Source organism: Gabonibacter chumensis (assembly GCF_024741215.1).
Classification (GTDB): Bacteria; Bacteroidota; Bacteroidia; order Bacteroidales; family Marinifilaceae; genus Gabonibacter; species Gabonibacter massiliensis.
Genome location: NZ_JANSKB010000001.1, coordinates 226,369 through 241,871, shown reverse-complemented (window position 1 = coordinate 241,871; position 15,503 = coordinate 226,369). Strand labels below are relative to the sequence as shown.

At 44.3% G+C, this 15,503-nt stretch carries 12 protein-coding genes; 9 read left to right on the top strand and 3 right to left on the bottom strand.

From position 1 onward, the window contains the following. Positions 1-35: 35 nt before the first annotated feature. The 7 genes from NVS78_RS01080 (at position 36) to NVS78_RS01050 (ending at position 11,738) form a co-directional block, all read left to right on the top strand. The gene (locus NVS78_RS01080) at positions 36-2,678 is read left to right on the top strand and encodes a zinc-dependent metalloprotease (RefSeq protein ID WP_286357552.1); all 2,643 of its coding nucleotides are present in this window, start codon (positions 36-38) and stop codon (positions 2,676-2,678) included. A gap of 70 nt (positions 2,679-2,748) precedes the next feature. Next, positions 2,749-5,349 (top strand): zinc-dependent metalloprotease, encoded by a 2,601-nt coding sequence (locus tag NVS78_RS01075; protein ID WP_286357551.1) that lies wholly within the window; start codon positions 2,749-2,751, stop codon positions 5,347-5,349. A gap of 87 nt (positions 5,350-5,436) precedes the next feature. Further along, positions 5,437-8,130 (top strand): S9 family peptidase, encoded by a 2,694-nt coding sequence (locus NVS78_RS01070; protein WP_286357550.1) that lies wholly within the window; start codon positions 5,437-5,439, stop codon positions 8,128-8,130. Positions 8,131-8,260: 130 nt separating this feature from the next. Continuing rightward, a complete protein-coding gene (locus NVS78_RS01065; protein WP_286357549.1) occupies positions 8,261-10,105 on the top strand; it encodes a hypothetical protein in 1,845 nt (614 codons plus the stop codon). A gap of 13 nt (positions 10,106-10,118) precedes the next feature. Further along, positions 10,119-10,649 carry a hypothetical protein gene (locus tag NVS78_RS01060; RefSeq protein WP_286357548.1) on the top strand — a complete coding sequence of 177 codons (531 nt, stop codon included), beginning with the start codon at positions 10,119-10,121 and terminating at the stop codon, positions 10,647-10,649. A gap of 7 nt (positions 10,650-10,656) precedes the next feature. Then, positions 10,657-11,190, top strand: coding sequence for a hypothetical protein (locus tag NVS78_RS01055; protein ID WP_286357547.1), 534 nt, complete (start codon positions 10,657-10,659; stop codon positions 11,188-11,190). 215 nt (positions 11,191-11,405) lie between these two features. Next, on the top strand, positions 11,406-11,738 hold the full coding sequence (locus NVS78_RS01050; RefSeq protein ID WP_286357546.1) for an STN domain-containing protein: 333 nt from the start codon (positions 11,406-11,408) through the stop codon (positions 11,736-11,738). Here the strand turns inward: NVS78_RS01050 and NVS78_RS01045 are convergent, their stop codons facing one another. Both NVS78_RS01045 and NVS78_RS01040 read right to left on the bottom strand, forming a co-directional pair. Beyond that, complete coding sequence (locus NVS78_RS01045) at positions 11,739-12,341, bottom strand: LysO family transporter (protein WP_286357545.1); 603 nt, start codon at positions 12,339-12,341, stop codon at positions 11,739-11,741. Between the two features lie 14 nt (positions 12,342-12,355). Next, entirely contained in the window at positions 12,356-12,628 is a 273-nt protein-coding gene (locus NVS78_RS01040) for a LysO family transporter (RefSeq protein WP_041502797.1), read from the bottom strand. A 115-nt stretch (positions 12,629-12,743) separates the two neighbouring features. Between NVS78_RS01040 and NVS78_RS01035 the strand changes: the two genes are divergently transcribed. Beyond that, complete coding sequence (locus NVS78_RS01035) at positions 12,744-13,190, top strand: DoxX family protein (protein WP_286357544.1); 447 nt, start codon at positions 12,744-12,746, stop codon at positions 13,188-13,190. A gap of 5 nt (positions 13,191-13,195) precedes the next feature. Here the strand turns inward: NVS78_RS01035 and NVS78_RS01030 are convergent, their stop codons facing one another. Beyond that, positions 13,196-13,345 carry a hypothetical protein gene (locus tag NVS78_RS01030; protein WP_162835846.1) on the bottom strand — a complete coding sequence of 50 codons (150 nt, stop codon included), beginning with the start codon at positions 13,343-13,345 and terminating at the stop codon, positions 13,196-13,198. Positions 13,346-13,646: 301 nt separating this feature from the next. Between NVS78_RS01030 and NVS78_RS01025 the strand changes: the two genes are divergently transcribed. Further along, positions 13,647-15,488, top strand: a complete 1,842-nt coding sequence (locus NVS78_RS01025; protein WP_286357543.1) for an LTA synthase family protein — start codon at positions 13,647-13,649, stop codon at positions 15,486-15,488. Positions 15,489-15,503: the final 15 nt, after the last annotated feature.

Sequence of the window (15,503 nt, the reverse complement as noted above, 5' to 3'; positions counted from 1 at the left end):
TTGTAATTTTTATAAAATCATTAAATGTAGTTATTATGAGACTAAAAACGGTCATTTTTTTAGCGAGCCTTTTGCTTATCCAAAGTGCTGTGGTGCCGGTTTACGGGGCGTCCAGAAAAAAGAAAAAGGATAACAAGGAGGAAAAAGTGGAGAAGAAGAAAGAGACTTCTTACGACAAATTGTTCAAAGGAAAAAAGTGTGAGACCGTGAGGGGGTTGATAACCCTTCACAAGATGGATAATAAGATCTATTTCGAATTGCCCTTGAATATATTGGGAAAGGATATGTTGATCGGTTCTACCGTGACGGAAATCACCAATAACGGTTTCGCGAACGTGGGAGAAAAGCCGCATGACCCGATGCACGTCCGGTTTACTAAAATGGACTCTACGATCAACCTGCGCCAGGTAGTTTGCGCGTATACCTCGGAAGATAAAAACCTGATGGAGCGGATAGCGACCAGTACGGTTCCGGCCATTATCGAAAATTTTGAGATTAAGGCTTACAACGCCGACAGTACGGCCGTGGTGATCGATCTGACCGATTTCCTGTTGAGCGATAACGGTCAGTTGAATCCCTTCTCTCCTTATGCACCTATCACGTGGGGTGGTGCCTGGGTTGAAAAGGAGTTTAAAAAGGGAGATTCTCAAATTGCTAAAATAAAGGCTTTTGATGATAATATCAGCGTACAGTCCTCCTTGACTTATTTAGTTAGCTTGAGGGATCGAAAATTTTATTACTGGTACAAGGAGCCGTTTACGGCTGTGATGACCCGTACTTTTATGCTTTTGCCGGAAGAGCCGATGCGTCCGAGGATTGCCGATCCCCGCATCAATATTTTCTGGCAGGGGAGATCGGAATTCAGTAACGAGGGAAACGGCATGAAACCTCTTTACTATGCCAATCGCTGGAGATTGGAGCCGAAAGATGAGGCTGCCTATCGTCGGGGTGAATTGGTGGAACCTAAAAAACAAATTGTTTTTTATATCGACAGTGCTTTTCCTGAAATGTGGAAGCCTTACATGAAACAGGCTGTGGAGGTCTGGCAAAAGACCTTCGAGAAGATCGGTTTTAAGAATGCCATCGTTGCCAAAGATTTTCCGACGGATGATCCGGATTTCGATCCGGATAATTTGAAATACTCTTGTATCCGTTACTCCCCGTCTCCGGTTGCCAATGCCATGGGCCCTTCCTGGACGGACCCGAGAACGGGAGAGATCATCAATGCTTCGGTTTATGTTTACCACAACGTGATAAAGTTGGTGCAGGATTGGCGTTTCTTGCACACGGCCGCTGTTGACCCGGACGTGAGAAAGGTGATTTTGGATGACGACGTAATCGGCGATTGTATTCGTTATGTCGTTTCTCACGAGGTAGGACATTGTCTTTCCTTGATGCACGATATGTCTGCTTCTGCCGCAGTTCCGGTAGATTCGTTGCGTTCTCCCTCGTTCACTCGGAAATACGGTACGACTTATTCCATCATGGATTATGCCCGGAATAACTACGTGGCACAGCCGGGAGATAAGGAGAGAGGTGTGAAACTGACACCGCCTGAATTGGGCGTATACGATTATTTTTCTATCGCCTGGTTGTATACTCCTCTTTTAGACGCCGCGACTCCGAAAGACGAGGTTCCCACTTTGGCTAAATGGATTTCTGAAAAATCGGGAGATCCTATCTATCGTTACGGCAAACAACAATTCCGCACGCGCATCGATCCGAGCTCTTTGGAAGAGGATTTGGGAGACGACGCGATGAAAGCAGGTGCTTACGGTATTAAAAACCTGAAGGTCATTTTGGCTCATTTGAACGAGTGGGTAGGAAAAGACGATCCGGAGTATAAATACCGTTTGAATATGTATAACGAGGTCTTGTATCAATACTTCCGTTACCTGAATAACGTGTTGATGAATATCGGGGGAATCTATATCAACGAGCGGTATGACGGTGACGCTCTGCCGAGTTACGCTCCGGTAGCTAAGGAGAAACAGAAATGCGCCGTCCAATTTCTGTTGTCCCAGTTGAAGGATATGGATTGGTTGGACGCCGAGGAGATGCAGGAGGGTTATCCTTTACGGGGGAACATCGCTTCCTATATACAGGATGAGATGTTTTTTGCCCTGATCCAACAGACGGCTAACGTGATGGTTTGTGCCAGCAAGACGTTCGATAAACCTTACACGGCGGAGGAGTACATGAAGGATATTTATGATTTCGTGTGGGCGCCGACCCGGCAGGGTAAAACATTGAGCCAGTTGGAAAAAAATCTTCAGGTCGGCTTGTTGAGTACGATTATGGGTAAGGCAGGTATCGCTACGGTTCAGAAAGCGACTCCTTTCGCCTTGACAACGAATATGATTCGCATTCCGGAGTTCGTGAAAGAACAAAGCCGGGCGACTTACGGAATTTTGTCCGAAGAGTTTGTGGGAATGTATACCAACCGGAAAACAGAAGCTCCGGAAATTTCCGAACGGTTGATAGAGAAAGCCGAACAAATGGGCTTCGGTTCTTTCCTGGGGATTACGGCTCCCTATGTCGCGACGGATCATATCTATTTCGATACGTTGAAAAAAACATTGGCTTTGTTGAAAAGTAAAGCCGGTACGGGATCGACAGATACGAAACAACATTATAAATTGTTGATTTATAAGATCGAAAAGGCGTTGGAGAAATAGTCCGATACTTTTAGAATCTAAATATTTGAAACGGGTTATTTGTCAATCATAAATCAAAAACGAGAATTAGATGAAAAAATTGATGTATATAGGCTTTATTTCTCTTTTATTGATAGGTGTAAGCCATGGTGCTTGGGCCAGAAAGAAAAAAGGAGAAAAGAAGGCGGAAAAAAAGGAGACCCTGACGGCTTACGACAAGCTGTTTAAGGGGAAAAAGGCGGTTACGGCAGACGGGCTCATGAAGATGCACCTGATGAATGGAAAGGTGTACGTGGAGTTCCCTTTGAATTTGTTGAATAAGGATATGATGTTGACCTCCTCTATTGAAGATATCAGCGATAACGGGGAGGGGGTTGTCGGTCAATTTGCCGGCCGGGGCAACCATTTCCGTTTTACGAAATTGGATTCGTTGCTGCAAGCCCGGTTGGTCTTGCGCCGTAAGGTGAAGAACCTGGGAATGGGAGAGAATGCCGACGATATGATCGAACGTTCCAATACTCCCGGTATTTTCCAGAGCTACAAGATCGAGGCTTATACACCCGATAGTACTGCTGTCGTGGTGGATATGACTAAATTCTTTATGGAGAGTTCCCGTTTTACCAATCCTTTTTCCAGTTATGCCGGCAATTCGTTGTTCGGTTTTATACAGCGGGTACATAAATTTCAAGAACATCGCTCCGAATTACTGGGAATAAAAGCGAATGAAGACAATATCGTGATAACCTGTAACCTGGGATTTAACGTGGATCGTTTGGTTTTTGGTGCTTTTCTGCAAGCGAAGGACGTTCCCGTTTCCGTTACGGTAAACAAAATTCTGTTGATACTGCCGGAGGAGCCCATGCGTCCTCGGTTAGCCGACTCCCGCATCGGGGTGAGTCCTGTCGTGCAATCGGAGTTGCGCGGAGTTTGCGAGGGAATTAAACAGGATTACCTCACGAAACGGTGGAGATTGGAGCCGGTTGACGAGGAGAGGTATAGCCGGGGAGAGTTGGTGGACGTGAAGAAACCGATCGTTTTTTATATCGACACGCTTATGCCTGAAACCTGGAAAAAATACGTGAAAGAGGGAGCCGAAGCCTGGAATGACGCTTTTGAAAAGATCGGTTTAAAAAATGTGGTACAAGCCGTGGAATTTCCGAAAGATCCCTCTTTCGATGCCAATAACATCAGGAATTCGACCATCCGGTACTCTCCTTTGTGGATGTATTTCCCGCAAACTTCCATGCATACGGATCCCCGGACGGGAGAGATCCTGAATGCCTCCGTGTATATGCATGCCAATATGGCTTCTGTTTTTTATACATCGCGCACGGAAGAGACCATGGTGGCAGACCCGAGCGTGCGGAAAGCACGGTTGTCCGACGAGCAGACCGGGGAGATGATTAAAGCGAAAATGATGCAGGTCATCGGGCGTTGCCTGGGGTTGACCGATAATTATGCCGCCTCTTCCGCCTACCCGGTGGATTCGTTACGTTCGGCCTCTTTCACGAGAAAATACGGAATCGTTCCTTCCGTCATGGATGATTTTCCCTGTAACCGTATTGCTCAGCCGGAAGACGTGAAAAACGGGGTTTTATTGGTACAGGATCGCTTGGGCGAGTACGATTACGAGGTGATTAAGTACTTGTATAAGCCGATACCGGGAGTAAAAGAGGTAAAGGCCGAAAAGCCCGTGTTGGAGAAATGGATCAAAGAGATGCAGGCAAAACCCTATTGTGTTTATAGACGGAATCCGGATTCCTGGGCCAAGTTCGATCCGAAGGTTGTCCGGGGAGATTTGGGCGACGACCCGATTAAGGCCATGAATTATATGTTGCCCAATATGAAAGGGGCTATCAAAAACTTCTTTGAATGGTATAAGGAGGGGGATTTGGATATGGAGGCCCGTCGTCTGTTCAACATGGAGTTGACGGGTTTGTTTACAACGACCATCCGCCCTTTGATGATCTATATCGGAGGTATCGAGATCTTCGACGTGGAAGAGGGGGATCAGGCGCCAAGCTATAAGGTTATCCCGAAAGCGACGCAAAGAGAGGTGTTGAGATACCTGTTCGATTTATCGAAGGATCTCTCCTGGATCGACAACAAAGAGGTATTGACCCGAATGCAGATCAGCGATCTCCCTTCCTTGAAGATGAAAGATGAAATTTTCAACGGTATTATGTCCCGTTTCCGTTACGTGGGAATTGCAGCCCAGAAATCGGGAGGAGATTATACTCAGGAGGAGTTTATTCAGGATATTTATGACGAGGTATGGAAGAATACCATCCGGAACCGTCCGTTGACGAAACACGATATGGATATGGAACAATTGTTTTTAGCCAGTATTATCGCCACCTCCTGCGTAGATGCTCCGGCAACTGTTTTTGCCCCGCAATTCTCCGATGGACTTCGTTCGCTGAATCCTTGGGAAACGGAGTTGGTTCATCGGATGCAGTCTGTCGAGCAAAACCGTTTTGCCCTCGATCATTCCTCGGAAGAGGAGATCGCCGGATATTCGTCTATTCCTTATTTTGAAGCCTCGAACGGCTCCACGGCGCATATCTATCTGGAAATGTTGTTTAAAACGAGGGATTTGATTAATCGGGCTCTCGTGAACAGCTCCGGCGAAACCAAATTACATTATGAGTTGATGCTTTACAGAATAAAGAAAGCATTGAAGAAAAATTAGTTAATCCATTTTTCATAATAGTCCGATTCGTACCACGGGTTTTATTCCCGTGGTACGATCTTAAATCGGGCACAATAATTCACGTTGATGAAGACAAAAAATATCTTTTTATTTCTTTTGATGACGGCTTGTTGCTTTCAAGGGTATGCCCAGAAAAAGAGGTTGACGATGGAGGATTATAAGCTGTGGAAACGGGTGGATGCCCAGAACATGTCCGAAGACGGAAAATGGGTCGCCTATCAGTTTACTTTTATCGATAGCGATTGCAATCCGAAAGATCCGACGACTTTTTTATATAATACGGCTACCCGCGAGACCCGGGAACTTCCTCGCGTGACCCGTCCGAATTTTTTTGCCGGGGGAAAATGGTTAAGGTACACGGTGATGAAGCCGGAAGCCGATACCACGGGCATGCAGGATTCGACCTTTTTACTGCGTTTGAGGGATATGAAAAAAATATACTGGAACCGGAAGTATGATTTTTCGGAATCTTCCGGTTGCCATTTAGTTACCTATACTTATAAACTGTCGGAGGAAAAGGATGCTCCCAAACGGTTGGTATGTTGGAATATAGAGACCGGAGATACGGTAGCGATAGATAGTATAGGCGATTATAAATTGTTGGACAAGGGGAAAAATATCCTTTATGTAAAAGAGGGGATTCTGTATTACGGTCCTTTAAAAGGTCGTCACGCGGTGCTTTTTAATGATGCGAAAGCCATCGTTACGGATTTTACTTTGCAACCCCAAAATGCGGAAGGCTCTTTTGTGGCTGCCTCGGATACCTCGAGGATCAAAAATCCGGATCTATTGTATGTTTTTTCGTTACGGGACGGAACCGTGCGTTTTTTGTTGGATTACACGAAAATAGGAATATCCGAACAATATATTGCCCGGAATCGTCCCTACCGGTTGTCGAACGGAGGGAACCGGGTAATTATCGATGTGGATACGATCTCTTCGAGAAGAAGGAAAAGGGAGGAGAGGCCGGATACGAGTTTTGAGTTGGAATTGTGGACGTGGAACGATGAGGTTTCTTCCTTGCAGCAAAGTAAAAGCAGCTATAATCCGAGTAACGTCAAGTTCGCCTATGACGTGGAACGTCGAAAATGTTACCGGATCACGACACAGAACATGGAGAAACTGATCCTTCCCGCGAGTACTTACTACGATTACGCTTTTGCCGTGGACAGGGGGCCTTACAAGCGTTTTGCAGATTGGAAGAGCGATATCAATGCCGATATCTACCTGATAGATCTGAATTCCGGTGAAGCGATCGTATTGGAGAAAGATTTTGAGACGGAACCTCAGTGGAGTCCCAACGGGAAATACGCCGTGCTCTATCATGCGAAAGAGAAGGCCTGGTATAAGATAGATCCACGGACAGGGAAACAGGAAAACATCTCCCGGGCTATCGGTCATCCGGTACACGATGAATGGCATGACCTGCCTAAACCTGCCGATCCTTACGGTATCGCGGGATGGACGGCCGACGGAGACCGGGTGATCCTTTACGATCGTTACGATTTGTGGGTGGTGGATCTGACGGGAAAAACAAAGACTTATTGTTTGACGAAGGGGTACGGCCGGGAGACCCAAAGAACATTCCGTTGGTTGAAACGGGATTACGATGAAAAAATCATCGATTTGAAAAAAGATCTTTTGCTGGAGTTCACCAAGGTGGATAACGGTGATCAGGGAATCTATCGTTTTACGCCTGAAAGTAAGTTTGTCCGTTTGATCGAGGGACCTTTTGCCGTCAATGTCTACCAACTTTCGAAAGATGGAAAAAATTGTATCTGGACGAAACAGAGTTACACGGAATTCCGGGATTTGTGGTGGAGCAGGAGCGACTTCAAACGTCCCCGACGGATCACGGACGCTAATCCGCAGCAGAAAAACTATAAATGGGGAAACGTAAGGTTAGTGAAGTGGACCAATTTTGAGGGAAAGGAAAACGCGGGATTGCTTTACCTGCCTGAAAATTACGACTCCACGAAAACTTATCCCACGATCGTGAATTTTTATGAAACTCACTCGAGAGAATTGCACAACTATATCGTGCCCGTTCTGAGTAGCGGCATGATCAACACGGTGACCTACGTGAGTAACGGGTATGTCGTGTTTATGCCGGACGTGCATTTCACCGTCGGAGATCCCGGGGAGAGCAGTTACAATGCCGTGGTGAGCGGGACGCAGATGTTGATCGACCGGGGAATAGCGGACAAGGATCGCATAGGAATACAGGGACATAGCTGGTCCGGCTATCAGGTGGCCTATTTGGTAACCCGTACGAATATGTTTAAATGTGCCAGTCCCGGGGCTGCGGTTTCCAGTATGATATCGGCCTACACGGGAATCCGTACGGGTAGCGGTATGCCTCGCATGTTTATGTACGAGGAGACCCAGAGCCGTTTGGGGAAATCCTTGTGGGAAGATCCGGAAATGTACATCAAACACTCTCCGATCCTGTATGCCGATAGGATTCAGACCCCGCTGTTGATTTTCCATTGCGACGCGGACGAGGCCGTGCCGTATTCGGAAGGACTCAACCTGTTTTTAGCCATGCGAAGACTGCAAAAATCGGCCTGGTTGCTGAACTATAAGGGAGAACGCCATTTTCTCTACAATAAAGCGGCAGAGCGGGACTGGACCTTCCGCATGCAACAGTTCTTCGATCACTATTTGAAAGGACTTCCTATGCCTCGCTGGATGAAAGAGGGAATTCATGTGAACGAAAGGGGAATCGACCAGAAATATAACTACGGTAACTTTTATTAAAAAGCTACCGCGGTTATACGCTTAGTTGCTAATACAATCGTGTACTAATTTTTTGTGTTTGCTGTTTGGGAAAAGGCAAACGAATAATAAGGATGAATGTATGAAGTTCGAATTATTATAAAAATTTAGTATGAAAAAATTAATTTATTTATGCTGCCTTGTACTGATCGGAGTGTTTTTATATGGATGTAACGATGGCATAGAGATTATAGATACGGATGTAGGATTGAATTATAAAGGCGAGAACCGGGTGGGTCTTTCTTTCATAGAGAAGGTGAACGAACAGAATAGGGAAGAGGAGATAAAACAGCTACTCGATTCGTGCGGGGGAAAGTTGGTAATGGACCATGTCCAATACGGCGTCGGTTTTGGAGAGGGATTTCATTACCTTATTCCGGTTCAAAGTGAAAAATTCGGGGTAATCGACGCTTGTGTGATCTTTCCCGTGATTACGGATATAGCGGGGAATCCGCAACCGGAGATTCTACTCGGTATTCCCCGTTTGGTGGATAGGGGGATATTTGTAAAATTGCCTCCCGCCCGAAAAGAGATGCGCTCTGTTTTTTTCAGAAAATGGAAACAACGCGGATTAAAGGTTGATTCTTTGTTATGTGTTTCCCAAGATTTGCTTGTAGAAGAAGAAGGTGCACGGTCAAATGGTCAGATGGCGGATACTGCATGGAACAAAAGTGCATTAAGACATATAGAGCCTTCCTATTACAGGGTGCATATTGATTATTATATTGAACTGATTAATGGAGGGAATGATGGGGAGGTTGTTGTCAATGGTGTTAGTGAGAGAAAGCGACGTGAAATTTTTTTGAATCACGGGAGATATCTTTTTGAATATACCGGAGGTGTAAAGCTTCCGGAAATTTTTGTCGACATGGAGTATGTGGATGCGGTTATTTTTTCCGATCGCGATATTAGCAGACCGAAACTTAAACAGACATTTCAGATTTATATGGGGAAATGTAGAGAAAGTTTTAAATCGTTGAGAGGGGTTGTAGATCTTTTCTACCTCATAGATATAGGCGGTGGCGGTAGTGGTGGTTCAACAAATCCCGGTGTGGGAGGCGGTGACCCTGTCGATCCGGAAGGAGAAGGCGGTGGGTCTTCTACCGGTCCCGGGGGAAGCGGTGGCAGTACAACCCCGGACCCGGGGACCGGTGGCGGTGGAGAGGAAAATATTCAAGTAACATTGGATGTTAACACGACCTCTGTTGAATTAATGAAAGGGTATAATATAAAAGTTGAAGTGATAACTCGTACGTCTTCCGGAAATGTTTATCCGTCCGTGACTTATATCGAGGTGATGATGCGGCGGGAGGGCATGCCGCGATGGCAGGTCGTTGCAGAGAAATCTGACTGTAATCCTTTTCGTTATATAAGGACGGCTATATCTCCCGGTTTTTTTGAAGTGCGTGCTGAAGTTCGTCTCCCGAGCGGTAGTGTTCTATATTCCAATGTGGTAAGAGTCGAGGAGAAATACCCTGGAATCGCTAAATTTAAAGATCATGCCGCGGTGAAATCCCGGGCCGTCGATCTTTGGAATAAAACGGTCGCATTTGCGACTCAAAATCAAAACAGCCGGCAGGTTCGGGAATACGGGAGCCTGATCTACCTGAACACGGCAACCGGCGAATACTCCACGGGTGAAGACGTGTTGGGAGAAATCGTGACGTTGGATCGTGATGTGACAGCTACTGTTAATTTTGTGTATCCCGAACATACCCCGGACCCCACGGAAGCCAATTTATTGGTCGTGGGATCTATCCATTCGCATTATCCGTTGACTTGGGCAGTAAGAGGAGTTGAAAGAGAAGTCGGACCGTCTGATGCAGATTTGAATTGTGAATTACCGGGAATTGTATATGATTATGAAAGGAGAATATCGGCAGGCAATCCTGTAGATATAGAAAATAATCCTAAAAAATATTATACTTATGGCAGGGAACGACGAGAAACCCCTTAAATTTAAATAGATTATGAAACGATTATTGCTATTATTCTGGATGACGATAGGTTTGTTAAACTTATCGGAGGTGGTCACGGCAGAGAATTTGGATTCTTTATCCAAAGAAAAGCGTGATAAAAAGTTAATCAAGATGGCAAAGGAGGTGGTGCTGCGCCACGGCCCGGGTTTTTATAGAGAGTATAAACCTCCAGTAATTAAAAGTCAACGAGTATCGGATAAAACGGTAGATATGACGGTTGAAATGATCGAAAAGTATAGAAATCGTTTCTATTACACGATAGAGTATCCATATAATAAAAAAGAAGAATTGTTTTGGGGGGGATATTCTGCTAAGATTTATGTGTGGAAGGATACCGGTAAAGTTTTTTATATCGTGTTCGGGGGAGGATTTGGTATTCAAAATTATGATATGCTTTCCGAGAAAGAAAAAAGGAAAATAAAAACCGTTCAACATCGTAAGAGAAGACCTTTAAAACACGTAAGAGACACGTTTCGGGATCCGAACGGGGAGATTATTCGAATCGAGCACCGGTATGAATAGATAGATTATGCTGAAACGATTATTGGCGTTATTTTGTATGACGGTAGGTTTGTTAAGCTTATCGGAGGTGGTCACGGCAGAGAATTTGGATTCTTTGTCCACGGAAAAACGTAATAAAAAACTGATAAAGTTGGCAAAAGAGGTGGTATTGCGCCATGGTCCTGGTTTTTATAGAGAATATAAACCTCCGGTAATTAAAAGTCAACGTGTATCGGATAAAACAGTAGATATGACGGTAGAAATGATCGAAAGGTATAAAGGTCGTTCTTATTATACGATTGAATATCCGTACAATATAAAAGAAGAAGTATTTCATAATTATTATTCCGTAAAAGTTTACGTGTGGGGCGCTACTGGTAAAGTTTTTTCAATTCTTTTTGGAAATGGACGTGAGATTACAGATTATGATACTCTTACCGAGCAGGAGAAACAGCAGATAAAAACCGTTCAGTACCATAAAAAACGGCCTCGAAAACGAGTGACGGACACGATCCGGGATCCTAACGGGGAGATCATTCGAATCGAGCACCGGTATGAATAGATAGATTATGCTGAAACGATTATTGGCATTATTCAGTATAATGTTTTGAGAGAAGAATAGGGATAAAAATAGGATTATTGGAAATCGAGTGTAGATAGTAATAGTTTTGAAGGAAGCCCGGGAAGTGTTTGAAAATGGGAGTACGCGGAGGAAGTTGGGGGAATGTATTCCGGTGGAAAATGCTTTTCGGGTATTTTAAACCTGTAATTGAGAGTATGAAGAAAGCGGTAAGTAAAAAGAGAATGTGTTTCGTGTTGTTGACAGGAATTTTGTTGTCGGGGACTTTATTGTCTTTTCGTTATTGGGAGACGGAAAAACGGATAAGTGCGGAGTTCTTCAATACCCCGATAGCGGAGGTATTGGAGTTTTTTCAGGAAGAGACGGGACTTCGTTTTTTATATTGTGACGAAGAGATAAGGCAAATTCCATTGATTTCAAGGAGTTTTAAGGAGGTTTCGGTGAAAAGGGCCCTGAAACAATGCTTACGGGAGACGCGATACACTTATAGTGTGAAACGGAATCTGTTACTGATCAGGCCCAAACGTTGATCAGATGGTACAGAAAAACGTGACTAAAAAAGGAACGCTTAGGTCTACCGTGATCCCGTGGATGATGGAGATGATGACAAACTCTTTTCCGCTGAACTTAGTGATGATCGGTAACGTGGTGTCTGCGGTCGTGGCTCCCCCGACCGATATGGGAGCTAACTTCCCGAAGTAACGAACCAGCAGAGGGGCGGCTAATAAAGCGATAAGCTCCCGCATGATGTTAGATACTAAAGCGATCGTTCCCAATTCCGCACCTTTGTATTGGGTGATAAAAATAGAGGAGAGGGAGTAGTAGCCGAAACCGGACCCCACGGCTAAGCAATCCGTGATACTCCTGCCTTGTAATGCGAAACTGATCAGAACGGAACCGGCAAGGGTTCCCAAGATTGTGGCTAACGGAACGAGTACGAGTTTCAGGTCTTGTCGCCTTAATGCTTGTAACGCTTTTTTATCGCTTCCGATACTGATTCCTACTAAAAACATAAGCAGGTAGAGGGCGTATACCGTAAGCTTGTCTCCCGTGACGGAAGAGGGAATATCGATAAAACGGGCGATTAGGATGCCTGCTATAAAAAATGCAACGATGGTTATACTTCCTTTCATTTTATCGGGTCCTTTTATTTAGAAGTGGCGGTAAAAAAGAATTTATAAACGGCCCACGCGCATAGTACGCTACCTCCCGCGGCTCCCAAGGTAATCAGTAACGCATCGTACCCGATCGTCTCTAAATTATTCATGATATCATCATTGGCTCCGACGCTTAGCCCTAACAAAAACAACAGTAGGTAGATGGCATAGTTGATTCCTTTATGCACGAATTTCAGATTCCTTTCCCGGAAGATATATCCGAGGACAATGCCGCATACCATTAATCCGATAACAATAATCATAACTTTTTGTTCTTTACGGCAAAAGTACGATTAATTTTTCAATTGGCCGGGCTTGCGTTTAGGGTTTTGTAACTTTGTCCTGTTCCTTACGTTTAAGAAATAAAAACAATTTACTATGAAAAAAATAATTGCCCGTACCCTCTCTTCGGAAAGTCGCTTTCCGGATACGATTCTTTTGTTGCTGCGTTTTTTAGTAGGAATAACCATGATGACGCATGGCGTTGCTAAATTGCTCTCTTTCGGAGAGTTGTCGGCTACCTTCCCCGATCCGATCGGCTTGGGAAGTTCCCTCTCTTTGCTCATGATTATTAGTGCGGAAGTCGGTTGCTCCGTCTTGTTGATATTAGGGGCATTTACCCGGTTAGCCACCTTACCCTTGATATTTTCCATGCTTGTCGTCATTTTTGTCGTGCATGGCAGCGATCCGTTTCAAGTAAAAGAGTTACCACTGCTCTATTTCGGCATATACGTGGTACTCTTTTTTACCGGAGGGGGACGTTACGCTTTGGATACCCTGATTTCCAAGCATTGGAATGTAAACATCCGGAATACGGATGACTGATCCCTTTAGAAGGTGGTTTGTTCCGTGCCGTCTAACACGGGGATGACGTTCTCGTCTTCCTCTAAGACGGTTACGGCTAATAGCCAGTATATCAATAAAACGATGGCGATGATAACGCCGATGACTTGCCAGATTTTATAACTCTTTTTTTTCATATTATTCTATTTTGATTTTGTAATCAAACGTAAAATTCGATGCAGGGTTCCCGAAATCGTCCGTTTTGTTTGATTCCGGATTATAGATTGCGTTTAATCCGTTGTTTTTTAACCGGTAACGTAAGGGTATAAAGTTATTTTATTCGCCTTGGGCGGAATAAATCGTTTGGATGTTGAAACGTGTTAGTAATGATTTTTATGATTTAAATATCGGTTTGCAATTAAAAATTTGCTGTTTACAATTAAAATGTTTGTTTTTTATACCTTTGCCTTCCGGATTATTATGAGGTAAAACGGTTGTATGAAAGTATTTTTTAAAAAGGTTGTAAATTATTTTTTCCCGGAAGAAGTAAATCGGCAAGCGTATCTACTATTCTTTATTTGCATTTATTTCAAGTTTGTTTTGTTCGACCTGATCTGGTCGTCGCAGACCACGTTTACCTCGTTTTCTTTTTTGGAGGGATATTTGAATAAGCTGTGGTTTACTCTCCTTTTTCTTATCCCGTTATTTTGCTTCCGTGCTGTAAAATGGACTCTTTTTATCGCTTTTTTATTGGATATTTTGTTTATCGTCAATTTGATGTATTTCAGGACCTATTTTACGGCAATACCTTTGGATAGCTACGGACTCGTTGGTAATCTGAAAGATTTTACCGCGAGCGTATACGATTCGGTGTGTTGGATCGATGCGGTTTTTCCGCTTTCAACCCTTTTGACGGCCGTCCTCTATTATAAAAAATATAAGCAAAAGAAAGTTATCCTCCCCGTTTGGAAAAAACGGCAATGGGCCGGGCGTTATTTGTTGTTGATCTTGGTCGCAACCTTATTTTCGGGTGCTTTTATCTGGTTGAAGGGAGGTTTTAAGGCTGCTTACGAATCTTTGCAAGGGGCCAATAAACATACCTGTGATACCCCGATATATACCGTTTTCGGATCTCTTTATTACGATTATCTGTTAGAAAACATAGCTTATACGCCTGAAATAAAACAACAGATCGAAGCCTGGCTAAAACTTCACCCCCGGCATAAAACATTACCTTTTCAATTGGAAGAGCGTAACGGTTGTATATTGATTCTTGCAGAGTCGTTGGAGAGTTGGGTGTTGGAAAAGACGGTGGAAGGAGTGGAGATCACCCCTTGTATGAATGCCTTATTGAAAGAAAAATCGACGCTTTACGCCTCTAAAGTACTCACGCAAGTAAAAGGAGGTCGTTCGATTGATGCCCAACTTCTGTTGTATTCCGGTTTATTGCCCATCGGTAATGGTTCTTACAGTACGAAATTTCCCCGTTCCCTCTATCCTTCTTTTTTGAAATACCTCAAGAACGCGGAAAATGCGAAAGTTTACGGGATGATGGTAGATAAAGAGATCGTTTGGAATCAGAAGGTGATCTGTCCGGCCTTGGGTTTCGATTCTTTGATTTCGAGACGTAGTTTCGTTTTGGATGAAAAGGTGGGACCGCGGAAAAAATTAGGGGATCTCTCTTTTTTGCGTCAATGCGGGGAGAAAATCTCTTCTCCGGAACTATGGCCGGATTCCGCGTTCGTTTTCCTTCAATGCGTCACCTATTCCGGACATAATCCTTTTATCCTGCCGGAAGAGCTGAAGAGAGTCTCCTTCTCCGATAAAATTCCCAAGCGGATGAATGATTACATGACCATGGCGAATTACACGGACCGGGCAATAGGAAATTTTGTCGCCTTTTTGCGTTCTCAGGAGAAATTTCGCCAAACGCTGATTGTCATTACGGGAGATCACGAAGGGTTGGCCAACAGCCGGGGAACTTTATGCTGTTCCGAGGCGGGTAAGGATGTGGTGTCAGCCGATCCTTATGTGCCCTTTATTGTTGTTAATTCTCCTGTCGGTATGCGTTACGATAAAGTGATGGGACAAATCGACATGTACCCGACTTTGCTGGATCTGTTAGGGCTGCGAAATTGTTCTTGGACGGGTTTGGGGCGGAGTATTCTGGACCCGGATAAAAAGGCTTTCGCGGTAAGCCCTCAAATGCAGGTTTACGGGGATGTTGCCGATGTCTCACAAGAGGAGATCGATCGGGCAAAGGAAGCGTGGAAAATCTCCGACCTGATGATCCGTTGCGACTATTTCCGGTATAATCCGATTGAAAAATGTACGGAATAATTTTTTAATACATAA

Coding starts and splice junctions, on each gene's coding strand:
- NVS78_RS01065 (WP_286357549.1), top strand. CDS start 8,261: ATGAAAAAATTAATTTATTTATGCTGCCTTGTACTGATCGGAGTGTTT.
- NVS78_RS01030 (WP_162835846.1), bottom strand. CDS start 13,345: ATGAAAAAAAAGAGTTATAAAATCTGGCAAGTCATCGGCGTTATCATC.
- NVS78_RS01050 (WP_286357546.1), top strand. CDS start 11,406: ATGAAGAAAGCGGTAAGTAAAAAGAGAATGTGTTTCGTGTTGTTGACA.
- NVS78_RS01035 (WP_286357544.1), top strand. CDS start 12,744: ATGAAAAAAATAATTGCCCGTACCCTCTCTTCGGAAAGTCGCTTTCCG.
- NVS78_RS01045 (WP_286357545.1), bottom strand. CDS start 12,341: ATGAAAGGAAGTATAACCATCGTTGCATTTTTTATAGCAGGCATCCTA.
- NVS78_RS01070 (WP_286357550.1), top strand. CDS start 5,437: ATGAAGACAAAAAATATCTTTTTATTTCTTTTGATGACGGCTTGTTGC.
- NVS78_RS01060 (WP_286357548.1), top strand. CDS start 10,119: ATGAAACGATTATTGCTATTATTCTGGATGACGATAGGTTTGTTAAAC.
- NVS78_RS01075 (WP_286357551.1), top strand. CDS start 2,749: ATGAAAAAATTGATGTATATAGGCTTTATTTCTCTTTTATTGATAGGT.
- NVS78_RS01080 (WP_286357552.1), top strand. CDS start 36: ATGAGACTAAAAACGGTCATTTTTTTAGCGAGCCTTTTGCTTATCCAA.
- NVS78_RS01040 (WP_041502797.1), bottom strand. CDS start 12,628: ATGATTATTGTTATCGGATTAATGGTATGCGGCATTGTCCTCGGATAT.
- NVS78_RS01025 (WP_286357543.1), top strand. CDS start 13,647: ATGAAAGTATTTTTTAAAAAGGTTGTAAATTATTTTTTCCCGGAAGAA.
- NVS78_RS01055 (WP_286357547.1), top strand. CDS start 10,657: ATGCTGAAACGATTATTGGCGTTATTTTGTATGACGGTAGGTTTGTTA.